The following is a 13,406-nucleotide window of genomic DNA, read 5'->3' on the forward strand; positions in this document are numbered from 1 at the left end:
TGGGTCAGCGGACGATGCCGTGCACCACGATGGCGGTGGTTTGGTCCAGCCACTGTTCGTCGAGTTCCCATCCGGGCACCAGCAGCATGCGCAGCAGGTTCACTCCGCCGATGACCTCGATGAGCCGGTCGGGGTCGACATCGGGACGCACCTCGCCACGCTCGACGGCGTGCACCAGCCGATCCCGCACAACGCCGAACAATCCGGTGAACCGGCTCATCACCCGGTAACTCAGGTCAGCGTCGGCGGCCATATCGGCGATGACGCCGGGCAGTGCGGCACGCACCACCGGGCTGGTGAACACCGCTGCCGCCGCGGCGATCATGGCGCGGACGTCGGTGGCGATATCACCCTCGGGCATGCCCAGGGCGGTGGGCGCGGTGGGGAACGCCGCCTCGTGCACTAACTCCGCCTTGCTCGACCATCGGCGGTAGAGCGCGGTTTTGGTGGTGCCCGCGCGTTCCGCGACGGCCGCCATGGTCAGATTCGAATAACCGATCTCCACAAGCAGATCCGCAGTGGCGCCGAGTATGGCAGCGTCGATGCGGGGATCCCGGGGCCGCCCGGCCCCCTTGTCAATCGAAGACGAGTCTGCTTTCATATCGCTACCAATGGTAGCGTAATTGGTATCGGAAGGAACACCGTGTCGAACGAACCGGCCGTCGAAGACGTCAGCCGCCTCCAGCACTCCAGCCGCGACGTCAGCACCGTGCCCGCCGCGATCGCCCAATGGCTCGGGACGCAACTGCCCGGCCACGGCACTCCCACCGTCACCGTCGAGAGCGGCGTGGACGCCAACGGCATGTCCTCGGAGACCATCCTGCTGACCGTCGACTGGGACGGCACGCAGCAGCGCCTGGTCGCACGCGTCGCCCCCACCGATGCCGATGTTCCGGTGTTCTCCTCATACCGGCTCGACCACCAATTCGAACTCATGCGCCAGGTGGGCGAGCTCACCGATGTGCCGGTCCCCCGGGTCCGCTGGATCGACACCACCGGTGACGTGCTGGGCACCCCGTTCTTCCTGATGGACCGTGTCGACGGCATCGTGCCGCCCGATGTCATGCCCTACACGTTCGGCGGCAACTGGTTCGCCGACGCACCGGTGGATCGGCAGCGCGAATTGCAGGACTCCACCGTCGAAGTGCTGGCCGCACTTCACTCGATTCCCGATGCCGCGCAACGGTTTGCGTTCCTGTCCGAATCCGACCCACCCGGAGACACCCCGCTGGCCAGGCATTTCGGCTGGCTCAAGGATTGGTATGAGTTCTCGGTGCCCGATATCGGGCGTTCCGAGCTGGTCGAGCGGGCATTGGGCTGGTTGGCGGACAACTTCCCGGCCAAGGTGGCCGCCACGACTCCCGTGCTGGCGTGGGGCGACTCACGTATCGGCAACGTGCTCTACGAAGACTTCCGGCCGGCCGCGGTGCTGGACTGGGAGATGGCGACCGTCGGCCCACGCGAGCTGGACGTCTCGTGGATCATCTTCGCGCACATGGTGTTCCAGGAGCTGGCCGGACTGGCAGGGCTGCCCGGCCTGCCGGACGTGCTACGCGAGGAGGACGTGCGCGCCACCTACGAACGGCTGACCGGAGCCACCCTGGGCGACCTGCGCTGGTTCTACATCTACTCCGGTGTGATCTGGTGCTGCGTATTCATGCGCACCACCGCACGCCGTGTGCACTTCGGCGAGATGGACAAACCCGAGGACGTGGAGTCGACGTTCTATCACGCCTCATTGCTGCGACGACTGCTGGAGGACTCCTAGACATGCTCGGTCCGCTCGACGAATTCCCCGTCCATCAGATCCCGAAACCCATTGCCTGGCCGGGATCTTCGGACCGCAATTTCTATGACCGGTCCTACTACAACGCGCATGACCGCAGTGGGGACATCTTCCTCATCACCGGTATCGGCTACTACCCCAACCTCGGGGTGAAGGACGCCTTCCTGTTGGTCAGGCGCGGGGACACCCAGACCGCGGTGCACCTGTCCGATGCCATCGACCAGGATCGGCTCAACCAGCACGTGCTGGGCTACCGCATCGACGTCCAGGAGCCGCTGCAGAAGCTGCGGATCACCCTGGACGAGACCGACGGGATCGCCGCCGACCTCACCTGGAACGGTTTGTTCGACGTGGTGCAGGAGCAGCCGCACATCATGCGGCAGGGTAACCGGGTCACCCTGGACGCCCAGCGCTTCGCCCAACTGGGTTCGTGGAGTGGCTCATTGCAGATCGATGGGGAACACATCACGGTGGACCCCGCCGTGTGGATCGGATCCCGGGACCGGTCGTGGGGTATCCGGCCGATCGGTGAGGCCGAGCCCGCGGGCCGGCCGGCGGACCCGCCCTTCGAGGGCATGTGGTGGCTGTACGTGCCGATGGCGTTCGACGAGTTCTCGATCGTGGTGATCATCCAGGAGGAGCCCAACGGGTTCCGCTCGCTCAACGACTGCACCCGAATCTGGAAGGACGGGCGCGTCGAGCAGCTCGGCTGGCCGCGGGTGAAGATCCACTACCGTTCCGGCACCCGCATTCCCACCGGCGCCACCATCGACGCCACCGCGAGTGACGGTGCGGTGCTGCGTTTTGAGGTGGAATCCAAACTGCCCGTGCCCATTCACGTCGGCGGTGGCTACGGCGGCGACTCGGACTGGACGCACGGCGTATGGCGAGGCGAGAAGTTCACCGAACGGCTCACCTACGACATGACCGATCCGGCCATCATCGGGCGCTCCGGGTTCGGGGTGATCGATCACGTCGGCCGCGCCGTCTGCACCGAAGGTGACCGCTCCCCCGCCGAGGGCTGGGGATTGTTCGAGCACGGCGCGCTGGGCCGGCACGACCCGTCCGGGTTCGCCGACTGGCTGACCGTCGCGCCGTAACCGGAGAGTCTGGAGCACCACACCTGCGCGGTGCTCCAGCGAGATCGACGTCAGGGTCGTGCGGGCAGGCGCGTCACACCGCCCCGAACAGCGCCGCCGCGGCCACAGCTTCCACCAGGCAGTAGAACCAGTTGGGGTAGAACGGCGTCCGCCCGTCGAACACCGACACCACCCGTCCGACAGCCATCCCCGCCAGGGCGACACCGACGGTGATCAGTACGCCGGTGCGCGCCTCCGGCACCCGTGATGCGTAGACGAGCACCGCGGCGATGGCCAGACCGAACCCGCCGTACACGGCGCGGACTTCAGCGCGCGCGGTCGCCGTGCCGAGGGTGACGCCGAACGGGCGCAACATGGTTGCCGGGGCCGTCAGTGCGTACAGACCCATACCGGCGAAGAACAGCGCCATGACGAGTTCGACCACGGTAACCTCCTGTTTCGTCAGCGATCAGGAGTCCAGCATGCCCAGCCCCGTACCGGCGGCGCTTCCACAAACCTGCTCCCCAACGGTGTGGTTGTGGCCCGGGCAGGCGTTGTATGCCGGTCCAGCGCTGGGATTGGACCCGCATTCCGGGTCGGCGTGGTGCCTGGCCGTCGGGGTCGACGGACCGCTGACCGTCACCGTGGGTACCCAGCGGGTCGTCACACGTACGGCGCTCATCTCACCGCGGGTGACCCACCACTTGGCCCTGGACGGCCGTTTGGTGACCTGCTACCTCGATCCCGCGTCCGAGCGCAGCGCGTCCTGCCGGCTTCGTTTCACCCAGTTCCAGGGCGCTGTCGGCATCGACCATGAGCGCCGGGACGCGTTGTTGACGCTGCCCCAGGATGATGGCGCCGCGGCACGCTGGCGCGATGCCGCGGCCCCCGCCGCAATCCACCCCATCGATGCCCGGATCAAGATGGCGGCCAAACAGATTCGTGACGATCCCGCGGTGTCCATCCCGGCCGGAGAAATGGCCGCGGCCTCCGGATTGTCCGAATCGCGGTTCCTGCACCTGTTCCGGCAAGAGACCGGATGCAGCCTGCGGCGCTACCGGCTGTGGAGCCGGCTGATCCGGGCCGGAACCGAGCTGGCGACCGGCAGCAATCTCACCACCGCCGCTGCCGAGGCAGGTTTCGCCAGCCCGTCGCACCTGGCCGACCGGTTCAAGACGACGTTCGGACTGTCCGCCACCCAGCTACTGGCGACCGGCGTCACCATCCGCACGCCGTAATTCGGCATACGCGGCGACGAGCGCGTCGAGTGTGAAATTCCGGTTCAGACCGCTCGGATTGGGCAGCACCCACGCCTGTGCGCCCGCGATGTCACGCGGTTGCCGTCCCCACTCGAGATCGGGACGCGACAGCATCGCCGCCAGCGCACGCTTGCCGAGGAACGCGACCACCCGCGGCGCGTAATGCCGGATCTTGGCCTCGAACACCGGTGCCGAGTCACGAAATTCGGCTGCGGTGACGTCACTGGCCCGCGGCGTCGGCCGGGTCACCACAGCGGTGATACCGCAGCCGTAGGTCAGCAGCAGCTGCTCCTGGTCGGGACGCAGCCGGACGTCGGTGAATCCCGCACGGTGCAGTACCGTCCAGAACCGGTTGCTCGGGCTGGAGAAATTGTGACCGTCGGCCGCGGCGGTGGACGCCGGGTTGATCCCGCAGAAGACGACATCCAGGCCGGTGGCCAGGATGTCGGGCGAATACCCCATCAGTGAGATTGTGCACTGTGGTCGAATGGAATCGATAGCTGCCCGGAACTAGATGGCGACCTTCGGTGTGGCGGCCGGCTTGCCAGCGGCGGAGTTGACCGGCACCCGGCCGAAGACCATCGACTCACCGATCCGGTCGAGCCGGTGCTCCAAGGCATCGAGGGCGTAGTTGTGCCGCACCTTCCACGGCCGCCGGGTACCGGATTTCGGCAGCGCATGCGGGGCACGCTGCACGTACCCGGCGTTGAGATCCCAGGCCGGTCTCTCCTGCATGGGTACCCCACCCAAATGTGGATAGGCATGGGTGTATCCGTGAGAGTCCATGTAGGCCAGCAGCTTTGCCACTGCTTTGGCGGTCATGTCGGCCCGCAGTGTCCACGAGGCGTTGGTGTAGCCGACACACCACGCCATATTCGGCACCTCCTCGAGGAGGTGCTCCTTGTAGACGAAGCGATCGGTGGGGTCGATGCGCTCCATGTCGATACTGAGCTCGATCCCGCCGAGCGCCTGCAGCGTCAGCCCCGTCGCGGTGACGATGATGTCGGCGTCCACCCGCTCGCCCGACTTCAACACGATGCCGGTGGTGTCGACGTGGTCGATGTGGTCGGTGATCACCTCGACACGCCCGGCACTGATGTCTTCGAAGAGATCGCCGTCGAGCACCAGACACATCCGCTGATCCCATGGCCGGTAGCGCGGGTTGAAATGCACATCGATGGGATATCCGTGCGGCAGTCGCGCCTTGTTGCGGTCGCGGATCACCTTGCGCCCCATGTTCGGGGCCTTCCGGAAGAAGACGTACGTCAGGTAGTGAACCCAGGCGTTGAGTGTGCGCACGATCTGATGAGACATCTTGCGCGGCAGTATGTTCCGGATTCCCTGCGTGAAAGCAGGGACAGCGGACATCGATGCCATGTAGGTCGGGGAGCGCTGCAGCATGGTGACGTGGGCGGCCTGCTCGGCCAGCGCGGGCACCAGGCTGATCGCCGTCGCGCCGCTGCCGATCACCACCACCTTCTTGCCTGCGTAATCCAATGACTCGGGCCAGAACTGCGGATGTACGACCTGACCGCCGAAATCCTCCATTCCGGGGATCGGCGGGTTGTGCGGCTGGTCGTAGTCGTAATAGCCGGTACCGAAGAACAGGAACCGCCCCCGGTACACCGCGCCATCGGAATCGCCCCCCGTCGCTTCGCTCGCCCTCGAATTTTCCCCCGTCGCTTCGCTCGCCCTGGAATTTTCCCCCGTCGCTTCGCTCGCCCTGGTACGCACCGTCCAGGTATCAGTGGCCGAGTCCCAATCGGCCGAGAGCACCCGGGTGCCGAACCGGATGTGCCGATCGATGCTGTATTTGCGGGCCACATCGGTGAGGTAGTGGCGGATATCGGCGCCGTCGGCGACGTGTTCCTGCCGGGTCCACGGCTCGTAGGGGAAGCTCAGGGTGAAGATATCGCTATCAGATCGAATACCCGGATACCGGAACAGATCCCATGTGCCGCCGATGCGTTCACGCCGCTCCAGAATGGTGTAGCTCAGCTGCGGGTTCTGTTCGTGGATGCGGTAGGCGGCGTTGATCCCGGAGATCCCGGCCCCGATGATCAGTACATCTGACCATTCGGGAGAGGACTCGACCTGCTCCTCGCCCATGGACAACCTCCTCGTGGTCCGTTGCCGTACCACCACCATAGGTGCTCAGGTGCGCAGCGCGTCAACGATCTGCGCCAGTGAATCCACCGCGATCGGTCCGGGCTGGTAGATGCAGATCCGGTCCGAGATACCGGCCACCCGATCCCTGATATGGGCGGCCACCTCGGTGGGTGTACCGCATGCGGCGATGGTGTGCAGCACGTCGTCGTCGATCAGCGCCCCCATCTCCGTCCACCGTCCCTGCTTGGACAGCGCGTTGAGTTCGGGCTGCAGGTCGCCCCATCCGTGCACGTCCAGTACGGGCCGGTAGGCCGGAGTGGAACCGTAGAACGCCAGCAACTGGCGCGTCGCGGCGTGGTCGTCGCCCACCGAGACGATGATCTCCGGCACGATCGCCAGGTCGGCGCGATCCCGCCCGGCCGCGGCGAGCCCTTCATCGACGGCGGCCATCGTGACCTCGTGGAGGAACTTCTTGTTCCCGAACGGCATCACCAGCAAGCCGTCGGCGTGCTCAGCCACCGCCCGGGTCAGTCGCGGACCCAGCGCACCCACATAGATGGGCGGCGGCCCGTAGACGTTGCCGCGCGGCGTGAAGGTCGGGGTCATCAGGGTGTGCCGATAGAACTCGCCCCGGAACTCCAGCCGCTCCCCTGTCGACCAGGTGGTGAAGATGGCCCGCAGTGCCGCGACCATTTCGGTCATCCGCGCCACCGGCCGGTCGAAATCGGCGCCGAACCGCTTCTCGATCTGGGTGCGGATCTGAGTGCCGAGCCCCAGGGTGAACCGGCCGCCAGACAGGATCTGATGATCGATGGCCTGGTGCGCCAGGTGAATCGGATTGCGCGGGAATGCGATCGCCACATTGGTCATAAGATCCAGGCCGCCCACGGTGGACGCCAGCGTCAGCGGCGTGAAAACGTCGTGCGGCCCTTCGAAGGTGAACACCCCACTGGCCCCGGCATCGCGCAGCGCCCGCGCACGGTCGACAGCGTCGGTCGGCCCGTACAACGCCGTCATGACCTTCACAGCGGCTCACCTTAGTGCGATTCTGCGAAGATTCGGGGCAGACTGAGCCTGTGGGCGATGTCATCGTGGTGGGAGCCGGATTCGCGGGACTGTCGGCAGCGCGTGAGCTGACCAAACTCGGGCACGAGGTGGTGGTGCTGGAGGGCCGCGACCGCGTCGGCGGCCGGTCGTACACGACCACGATCGCCGGCGTGCCGGTCGACCTGGGCGGCACCTTCGTCGGCCCGACCCAGGACGCGGTGCTCACGCTGGCCGCCGAGCTGGGCTGCGAGACCGTGCCCACCCACACCCGCGGGAAGAACCTGATCGATTGGCACGGACGGGTGCGGTCCTATCGGAGCACCATCCCCAAGCTGTCGATGATCGAACTGTTCGACGTGTCCCGTATCCAGTGGCGTTTCGAGCGGCTGTCCCGGCTGATCCCGGTGACCAACCCGTGGTCGGTCCCCGCCGCCGCGCGGCTCGACCGGCGCAGCCTGGACAGCTGGCTGCGGTCTGTGCACGCGAATGCCTCGACGCGGAATCTGATGGCGATCATGTCCCGGGTGACCTGGGGGTGCGAACCCGACGAGGTCTCGATGCTGCACGCAGTGCGCTACGTGAAGGCGGCCGGCGGCCTGGGACCGATGCTCGACGTCAAGGGCGGCGCCCAGCAGGACCGCTTCCCCGCCGGGACGCAACCGATCGCGGTGCGGATGGCTGAAGACCTGACCGTCTACCTGAACACGGCCGTACTCCGGATCGCGCGGGACGACACCGGCTATCGCGTGGAATCGGCGGCAGAGTCATGGCACGCCACGGCGGTGATCGTCGCGATCCCGCCCGCCCATCGCGGGGCGATCGCCTTCGAGCCGGCCCTGCCCGAAGATCACCGGGAACTCATCGCGCATTGGCCGCAGGGCAATCTCAGCAAGGCCTACGTCGCCTACGAGAAGCCGTTCTGGCGGGCGGCGGGCTTTTCCGGGGAGGCGCTGTCCGACGAAGGACCGGTGTTCATCACCTTCGACGTCAGCCCGAGCGACGACGGACCGGGGGTGCTACTGGGCTTCGCCGACGCCCGCACCTTCGACCCGCTGCCGGCAGCGCAACGCCGGGAACGGGCCCTGCGCAACTTCACCGCGCTGTTCGGCGAAGCGGCCGCGAACCCCATCGACTACATCGATCATTGCTGGGGTGCGGAACCTTTCGCGCCGGGCGGCCCCACCGCGGCGGTGCCGCCGGGATCGTGGAGCAACTACGGCCACGTGCTGCGGGCCCCGGTGGACGGCGTGTTCTGGGCGGGTACCGAGACCGCCGACAAATGGACCGGGTTCCTCGACGGCGCGGTGCGTTCCGGGCAGCGTGCGGCTGCCGAGGTGATCGACTACCTCAGTCGGTGATTTCGGCGCGCTCGCGTTCGCCCACCGAACGCGAGCGCGCCGAAATCGCTCAGGAACTGAGCTGTTGCCGCGCCACCGATTCGGCGAGGCTGCGCAATTGCCGGTTCACCTCGGCCGGCCGTTCCAGGATGGCGCAGTGGCCACCGGACATCTCGACGAACGCCGAAAGATTGGGTGCGTGTTCGGCGATGTGACGCGACGAGTTGATCGGTAGCAGCCGGTCCTTGCGGCTGCCGATCACCAGCGTCGGCACCGTCAGGTTGTGCAGCGAAATGTGTGTGGGCCCAAGGCCGTCCACCAGAACCCTGGCCCACCCGCCGCGGCCGGCCGGCGGGGTGGCGGCGAACAGCCGGTAGATCAGGTCGGCCACCTCCGGGTCCGCATCGCGGCCGACGGCCAGGTATTGGACGAATCGCTTGTTGGGCCCGCCTGCGAGGTTGGGGATCGGAGTGGCCCCGAACGTCTTGAGGAAGGTCCCGGCGGCCCGGATCCGGGCCTGTGTGAGCGGGGCGGGCACCGGCGCGAGCCGCACATTGCGCAACAGGTCCCCCGTCGTGGTGTTGATCAGGGCGACGGCGTCGGCGCACTGGGCTACGCGCTGCGGGTAGCGCTGCGACCAGGACGAGATCGCGATCCCGCCCATCGAGTGCCCGGCGATGACAGCCCGCTCACCGGGCACCAACGTGGCGTCCAGGACGGCATCGAGGTCGGCGGCCAGGTGGTTGAGGCTGTAGCCGCGGCGCTCCCTGGGGGTTTCGCTGCGGCCGTGGCCGCGGTGGTCGTAGGCGATGACGCGGTAGTCGCCGGCCAGATCCGCGATCTGGTGGGCCCAGACCTCCAGGGCGCAGGTGATGCCGTGTGCCAGCACGATCGGGTAACCGTGCTCCGGCCCGAACACCTGCGCGTGTAGCCGGGTGCCGTCGGCCGAACGCACTGTCAACGTGCGGCTCGAAGGTAGCGAGGGAAGCGCCATCGCCTGCTCCAATCGTCTCGGCCTCTTTGCCGGACCGCCCAGCCTACGCCGTGTCAATCCGAGGTGACGAGCACCGGTTTGATCACCTCGGCGGCCTTCGCCGCGGACCACACCCGTCCGAAATCATCGAAGGGGAAGCTGGTGACCAGCTTGTCCAGGGGCAACTCACCACGCAGGTGCAGGTCGGCGAGGTACGGGATGAACACATGCGGGTCGCTGTCACCCTCGACGACGCCGCGCACGGTGATGCCCTTGGCCATGATGAGCGCGACCGGCAGCTCGGCCATCGGCGCGCCGAGCCCGAGCAGCGCCAGGGTGCCGCGAGAGCGCAGCAGCCCGACCGCGGAAGCGACGACCTCCGGGCGGGCCGTGGTGTCGATGACGGCCGCGGCCCCACCGGTCAGCTCCAGCACGGCGGCCGGGATGTCGGTACCGGCGGGGTCGAACGTGTGGGTGGCGCCCAGTTCGGTGGCGAGTTCGCGGCGCGCGGCGATCGGGTCGACGGCGATGACGGTGCGGCACCGGGCGATGCGAGCCCCCATCACCGCCGACAGCCCGACCGCGCCGGCACCGAACACGACGACCGCGTCGTCGGCGGCCGGGGTCAGCACGTTGAGCACCGCACCGGCACCGGTCTGCACGCTGCAGCCCAGCGGTGCGGCCAGCGCGGGGTCGATGCCCTCGGGCAGCGTGACGGCGTTGCGGCTGCGGGCGATGGCGTAGGTGGCGAAGCTGGACTGGCCGAAGAATCCTCCGGTGATGGGCTCACCGTCCAGGCACAGGGCGCTGGTGTCGTCGCGGCGGCTACCCCTCATGTTCAGGTTGGTCGACTGGTCGCAGTAGGCCGGACGGTCACCGGCACAGTTGGCGCATGTGCCGCAGCTGGCGAAGGTGAGCACCACCCGCGCCCCGATGCGGTCCTGTGCCCGGGGTCCCGCGGCCACGACGGTGCCGGTGCCTTCGTGCCCGAACACCATGGGCACCTTGGAAAACCAGGACGCCACGCTGATGTCGGTATGGCAGATGCCGACGGCCTCGATGCGGACGAGCACCTCGTCAGCGACCGGATCTCGCAGTTCGATAGCGGTGAGCTGCGGGTCCTGACCTGCTGCGCGGAGTACCGCGGCACGTGCTGATATCACGCCGGGATGTTAAATGGTGCTTCATGCGCGCCATACACATACCCCGGTTGGACGGTCCGTCGGTCGCGGAGTTGGTCGACATCGAGGAGCCAGGCACCGACGGGGTGGTGATCGAGGTGCACGCGGCCGGCGTGGCATTCCCCGACGCCCTGCAGACCCGCGGGCTCTATCAGTACAAGGCGCCGTTGCCCTACATCCCGGGAGCCGAGGTAGCCGGGGTGGTGCGCAGCGCACCGGCCGATGCCCATGTGCGCGCCGGGGATCGGGTGGCGGGACTGACGCTGCTCACCGGCGGGATGGCAGAGGTGGTGACGCTGCCCGCCGAGCGGGTGTTCGCCTTGCCCGACTCGGTGTCCTTCGAGGCCGGTGCGGGCGTGCTGTTCAACGATCTGACGGTGCACTTCGCCTTGCGGACCCGTGGCCGGTTGGCCGCCGGGGAGACGGTGCTGGTGCACGGTGCCGCCGGCGGGATCGGTACCTCGACGCTACGGCTGGCGCCGGCGTTCGGCGCCGCCCGGGTGATCGCGGTGGTGAGCACCGAGGCCAAGGGTGAGACCGCCCGTGCCGCAGGAGCCACCGATGTGGTGCTGGCCGACGGGTTCAAGGACGCGGTGGCCGAGCTGACCGGCGGCCGCGGCGTGGACATCGTGCTGGATCCGGTGGGCGGGGACCGGTTCACCGACTCGCTGCGTTCCCTGGCGCCGGGTGGCCGGTTGCTGGTGGTCGGGTTCACCGGCGGCGAGATCCCGACCGTCAAGGTGAATCGGTTGCTGCTCAACAACGTCGACGCCGTCGGTGTCGGCTGGGGCGCGTGGACCATGACCCACCCGGGTTACCTCGCGCAGCAGTGGGCGGAGCTGGCCCCGCTGCTGGCGTCCGGCGCGGTCAGCGCACCCGAACCCGAGGTCTATCCGTTCGAACGGGCCGGTGACGCCATCGCGTCGCTGGAAAACCGCAGTGCCACCGGGAAAGTCGTGCTGAAGGTGCGCTAGGCCGGGTCCGTCGGCACCGGCAGCAGCAATCGGGAGCCGGCGCCGATCTCATGGGATGACGACACCATCTGCGTTGCCGCCCATACCGATTCGCCGGTGCCATGGTTGCGCGCATAGCGTGGATGCGAGCCGCCGGCGATCAGCAGCCTGATCCGGGAGCCGGCGGAGAACCGGTGCGCGATCGGGTCCAGGTCCAGCTGCAGCACCGGTTCGGCCCCGGGTGTCCGTCGCACGTAGCCGTCGCTGACATTGCGGGACGCGCCGCCGGGCCCCACCTCACTGATCCGCACCCACACGTCGGCCCACCCGATGTCGGTGCGGTGCACGAGCTCGATCCGCGGGGTGCCGATCACCTCCAGCGCCTCGGTGAGCGAGGCGGTGGTGAAGGTGACGACATCGGCACGCGCGGCCAGAGCCCCGTCCTCGCAGTACCCACTGGGCGCGAACAGAAGTCGGCCACCGACCGTCGGGGTCGGGTCGGCCGGGTCGAACACGAACCGGGCGATGGTCCCCTCATCGGCAGGCCGCCGGTCGGACAGTGCGGCCCGGGACTGCAGGTACAGCACGGTGTTCTCGGCAGGCGGTGGCCATGCGGTCAGCTCACGCCACGGGCTCTCGCTCGCGCCGGCGCCGGTGCCATTCCCCGTCGCTTCGCTCGCCCCGGTACCACCACTGACGTAGATCCGCGCCCCGCTCCAGCGTGGCCCGGACAACCAGGCCAGCGTCTCGCGGACCGCGTCACCACCGCCCTCGGCATGGGTCCACGGCCCCACGATCAACGCCGGCTCCGTACCCCGGCGCGCCAGCGCGCCGTACTGCTCAAGGGTCTGGGTGAGGAACACGTCTTGCCACCCGGCGATCAGCAGCACCGGCGCGGTCACCCGGTGCAGTGCGTCGTCGAGCCGGCTGGGCTGCCAGAAGGGATCAGCGGGATCCGGTGTGGTCAGCCAGGACTCCACCCAGGGGACGCGGCCGTCGAGCACCCGGTCGCCGGCATCGCGCAGCGGCACCGTCTGCAACGGCCGCCGCATCCTGCGCACCGTGGTGAGCGCCCGCACCAGGCCGCGCACGGTGCCGCCGTCTTCCTGATGAGCCACCTGGTAGCTCCAGGTGAGGATGTCGGCGAGCGCGAATGACCCTGTACTCCAACATGACTCGCCCAAGTTATGCGATGCCATGGCGATGACCGATGTGGCCAGCTCCGGCGGCGCGTCGGACAGCAACGCCCACTGGGTGAACCCGAGATAGGACGCCCCCATGGTGGCGAACTGCCCTTCGAACCATGGTTGAGTACGCAGCCACGCCACTGTGTCGGCCGCATCCGCGGTCTCGTCGCGGCCCGGTTCGAACGTTCCGCTGGAACCGAAAGTCCCTCGCGCACTTTGCAAGACGACACGGTACCCGCGTCCGGCGTACAGCCCGACGACCACCGTGACCAACAGACTGGAGCGGCCGTACGGGGTGCGCATCAGCAGCGTGCCGACCGGCTCCGACTCCGGTGTGTAGACGTCGGTGCGCAGCCGTTCGCCATCCCGGGTCGGGACGTCGATATCGCGGGTCACGTCGTAGTTCGTCGTGGGCGGCCCCAGGCCGAACCGAGCGGCGGCCACCCGCAGTACCAGTGCGGTCAGCATGCGTTTGGCCGGCGTGAGATCAGACAT

The 13,406-nt window shown here is 68.0% G+C and carries 13 protein-coding genes; 5 read left to right on the forward strand and 8 right to left on the reverse strand.

Going from position 1 to position 13,406, the window contains the following annotated elements; all coding sequences use genetic code 11:
• Nucleotides 1–4: 4 nt before the first annotated feature.
• On the reverse strand, nucleotides 5–601 hold the full coding sequence (locus H7J86_RS07010; RefSeq protein WP_090355467.1) for a TetR/AcrR family transcriptional regulator C-terminal ligand-binding domain-containing protein: 597 nt from the start codon (nucleotides 599–601) through the stop codon (nucleotides 5–7).
• 42 nt (nucleotides 602–643) lie between these two features.
• Here H7J86_RS07010 and H7J86_RS07015 point away from each other — a divergent pair, with 42 nt between their 5' ends.
• Both H7J86_RS07015 and H7J86_RS07020 read left to right on the forward strand, forming a co-directional pair.
• Nucleotides 644–1,768 (forward strand): phosphotransferase family protein, encoded by a 1,125-nt coding sequence (locus tag H7J86_RS07015; protein ID WP_267290118.1) that lies wholly within the window; start codon nucleotides 644–646, stop codon nucleotides 1,766–1,768.
• Between the two features lie 2 nt (nucleotides 1,769–1,770).
• Entirely contained in the window at nucleotides 1,771–2,886 is a 1,116-nt protein-coding gene (locus tag H7J86_RS07020) for an Rv3169 family protein (protein ID WP_090355472.1), read from the forward strand.
• Nucleotides 2,887–2,959: 73 nt separating this feature from the next.
• Here the strand turns inward: H7J86_RS07020 and H7J86_RS07025 are convergent, their stop codons facing one another.
• A complete protein-coding gene (locus H7J86_RS07025) occupies nucleotides 2,960–3,295 on the reverse strand; it encodes a DUF4345 domain-containing protein (RefSeq protein WP_090356223.1) in 336 nt (111 codons plus the stop codon).
• A 52-nt stretch (nucleotides 3,296–3,347) separates the two neighbouring features.
• On the opposite strand from H7J86_RS07025, the gene H7J86_RS07030 reads away from it, so the two are divergent.
• Nucleotides 3,348–4,103 (forward strand): AraC family transcriptional regulator, encoded by a 756-nt coding sequence (locus H7J86_RS07030; RefSeq protein WP_267290120.1) that lies wholly within the window; start codon nucleotides 3,348–3,350, stop codon nucleotides 4,101–4,103.
• Here H7J86_RS07030 and mug read toward each other — a convergent pair.
• The 3 genes from mug to H7J86_RS07045 are packed head-to-tail and all read right to left on the reverse strand — an operon-like array spanning nucleotide 4,068 to nucleotide 7,250.
• Nucleotides 4,068–4,586: a G/U mismatch-specific DNA glycosylase gene (gene mug, locus H7J86_RS07035; RefSeq protein ID WP_267290122.1), complete on the reverse strand. Its 519-nt coding sequence runs from the start codon at nucleotides 4,584–4,586 to the stop codon at nucleotides 4,068–4,070. The two genes, H7J86_RS07030 and mug, sit on opposite strands and share 36 nt — an antisense overlap.
• 48 nt (nucleotides 4,587–4,634) lie before the next feature.
• Nucleotides 4,635–6,233, reverse strand: a complete 1,599-nt coding sequence (locus H7J86_RS07040; protein ID WP_267290124.1) for a flavin-containing monooxygenase — start codon at nucleotides 6,231–6,233, stop codon at nucleotides 4,635–4,637.
• Nucleotides 6,234–6,278: 45 nt separating this feature from the next.
• Nucleotides 6,279–7,250, reverse strand: a complete 972-nt coding sequence (locus H7J86_RS07045; RefSeq protein WP_187099294.1) for a TIGR03617 family F420-dependent LLM class oxidoreductase — start codon at nucleotides 7,248–7,250, stop codon at nucleotides 6,279–6,281.
• 59 nt (nucleotides 7,251–7,309) lie between these two features.
• Here H7J86_RS07045 and H7J86_RS07050 point away from each other — a divergent pair, with 59 nt between their 5' ends.
• Complete coding sequence (locus tag H7J86_RS07050; RefSeq protein ID WP_267290126.1) at nucleotides 7,310–8,638, forward strand: flavin monoamine oxidase family protein; 1,329 nt, start codon at nucleotides 7,310–7,312, stop codon at nucleotides 8,636–8,638.
• A gap of 49 nt (nucleotides 8,639–8,687) precedes the next feature.
• Here the strand turns inward: H7J86_RS07050 and H7J86_RS07055 are convergent, their stop codons facing one another.
• A complete protein-coding gene (locus H7J86_RS07055; protein WP_090355490.1) occupies nucleotides 8,688–9,611 on the reverse strand; it encodes an alpha/beta fold hydrolase in 924 nt (307 codons plus the stop codon).
• Nucleotides 9,612–9,664: 53 nt separating this feature from the next.
• Entirely contained in the window at nucleotides 9,665–10,753 is a 1,089-nt protein-coding gene (locus H7J86_RS07060; RefSeq protein ID WP_267290128.1) for an NAD(P)-dependent alcohol dehydrogenase, read from the reverse strand.
• A gap of 23 nt (nucleotides 10,754–10,776) precedes the next feature.
• Between H7J86_RS07060 and H7J86_RS07065 the strand changes: the two genes are divergently transcribed.
• Nucleotides 10,777–11,745, forward strand: a complete 969-nt coding sequence (locus H7J86_RS07065; protein ID WP_090355495.1) for an NADPH:quinone oxidoreductase family protein — start codon at nucleotides 10,777–10,779, stop codon at nucleotides 11,743–11,745.
• On the opposite strand, the gene H7J86_RS07070 is transcribed toward H7J86_RS07065, so the two are convergent.
• Nucleotides 11,742–13,406, reverse strand: a complete 1,665-nt coding sequence (locus H7J86_RS07070; RefSeq protein ID WP_267290130.1) for a CocE/NonD family hydrolase — start codon at nucleotides 13,404–13,406, stop codon at nucleotides 11,742–11,744. The two genes, H7J86_RS07065 and H7J86_RS07070, sit on opposite strands and share 4 nt — an antisense overlap.

It is taken from the genome of Mycobacterium hackensackense, from assembly GCF_025822555.1.
GTDB lineage: Bacteria > Actinomycetota > Actinomycetes > Mycobacteriales > Mycobacteriaceae > Mycobacterium > Mycobacterium fluoranthenivorans.

What these genes read in the sequence shown, in the direction of transcription:
- H7J86_RS07040 (WP_267290124.1), bottom strand. Translation starts at nt 6,233, where the DNA reads ATGGGCGAGGAGCAGGTCGAGTCCTCTCCCGAATGGTCAGATGTACTG.
- H7J86_RS07070 (WP_267290130.1), bottom strand. Translation starts at nt 13,406, where the DNA reads ATGTCTGATCTCACGCCGGCCAAACGCATGCTGACCGCACTGGTACTG.
- H7J86_RS07065 (WP_090355495.1), top strand. Translation starts at nt 10,777, where the DNA reads ATGCGCGCCATACACATACCCCGGTTGGACGGTCCGTCGGTCGCGGAG.
- H7J86_RS07010 (WP_090355467.1), bottom strand. Translation starts at nt 601, where the DNA reads ATGAAAGCAGACTCGTCTTCGATTGACAAGGGGGCCGGGCGGCCCCGG.
- H7J86_RS07055 (WP_090355490.1), bottom strand. Translation starts at nt 9,611, where the DNA reads ATGGCGCTTCCCTCGCTACCTTCGAGCCGCACGTTGACAGTGCGTTCG.
- mug (WP_267290122.1), bottom strand. Translation starts at nt 4,586, where the DNA reads ATGGGGTATTCGCCCGACATCCTGGCCACCGGCCTGGATGTCGTCTTC.
- H7J86_RS07030 (WP_267290120.1), top strand. Translation starts at nt 3,348, where the DNA reads ATGCCCAGCCCCGTACCGGCGGCGCTTCCACAAACCTGCTCCCCAACG.
- H7J86_RS07020 (WP_090355472.1), top strand. Translation starts at nt 1,771, where the DNA reads ATGCTCGGTCCGCTCGACGAATTCCCCGTCCATCAGATCCCGAAACCC.
- H7J86_RS07045 (WP_187099294.1), bottom strand. Translation starts at nt 7,250, where the DNA reads ATGACGGCGTTGTACGGGCCGACCGACGCTGTCGACCGTGCGCGGGCG.
- H7J86_RS07025 (WP_090356223.1), bottom strand. Translation starts at nt 3,295, where the DNA reads ATGGCGCTGTTCTTCGCCGGTATGGGTCTGTACGCACTGACGGCCCCG.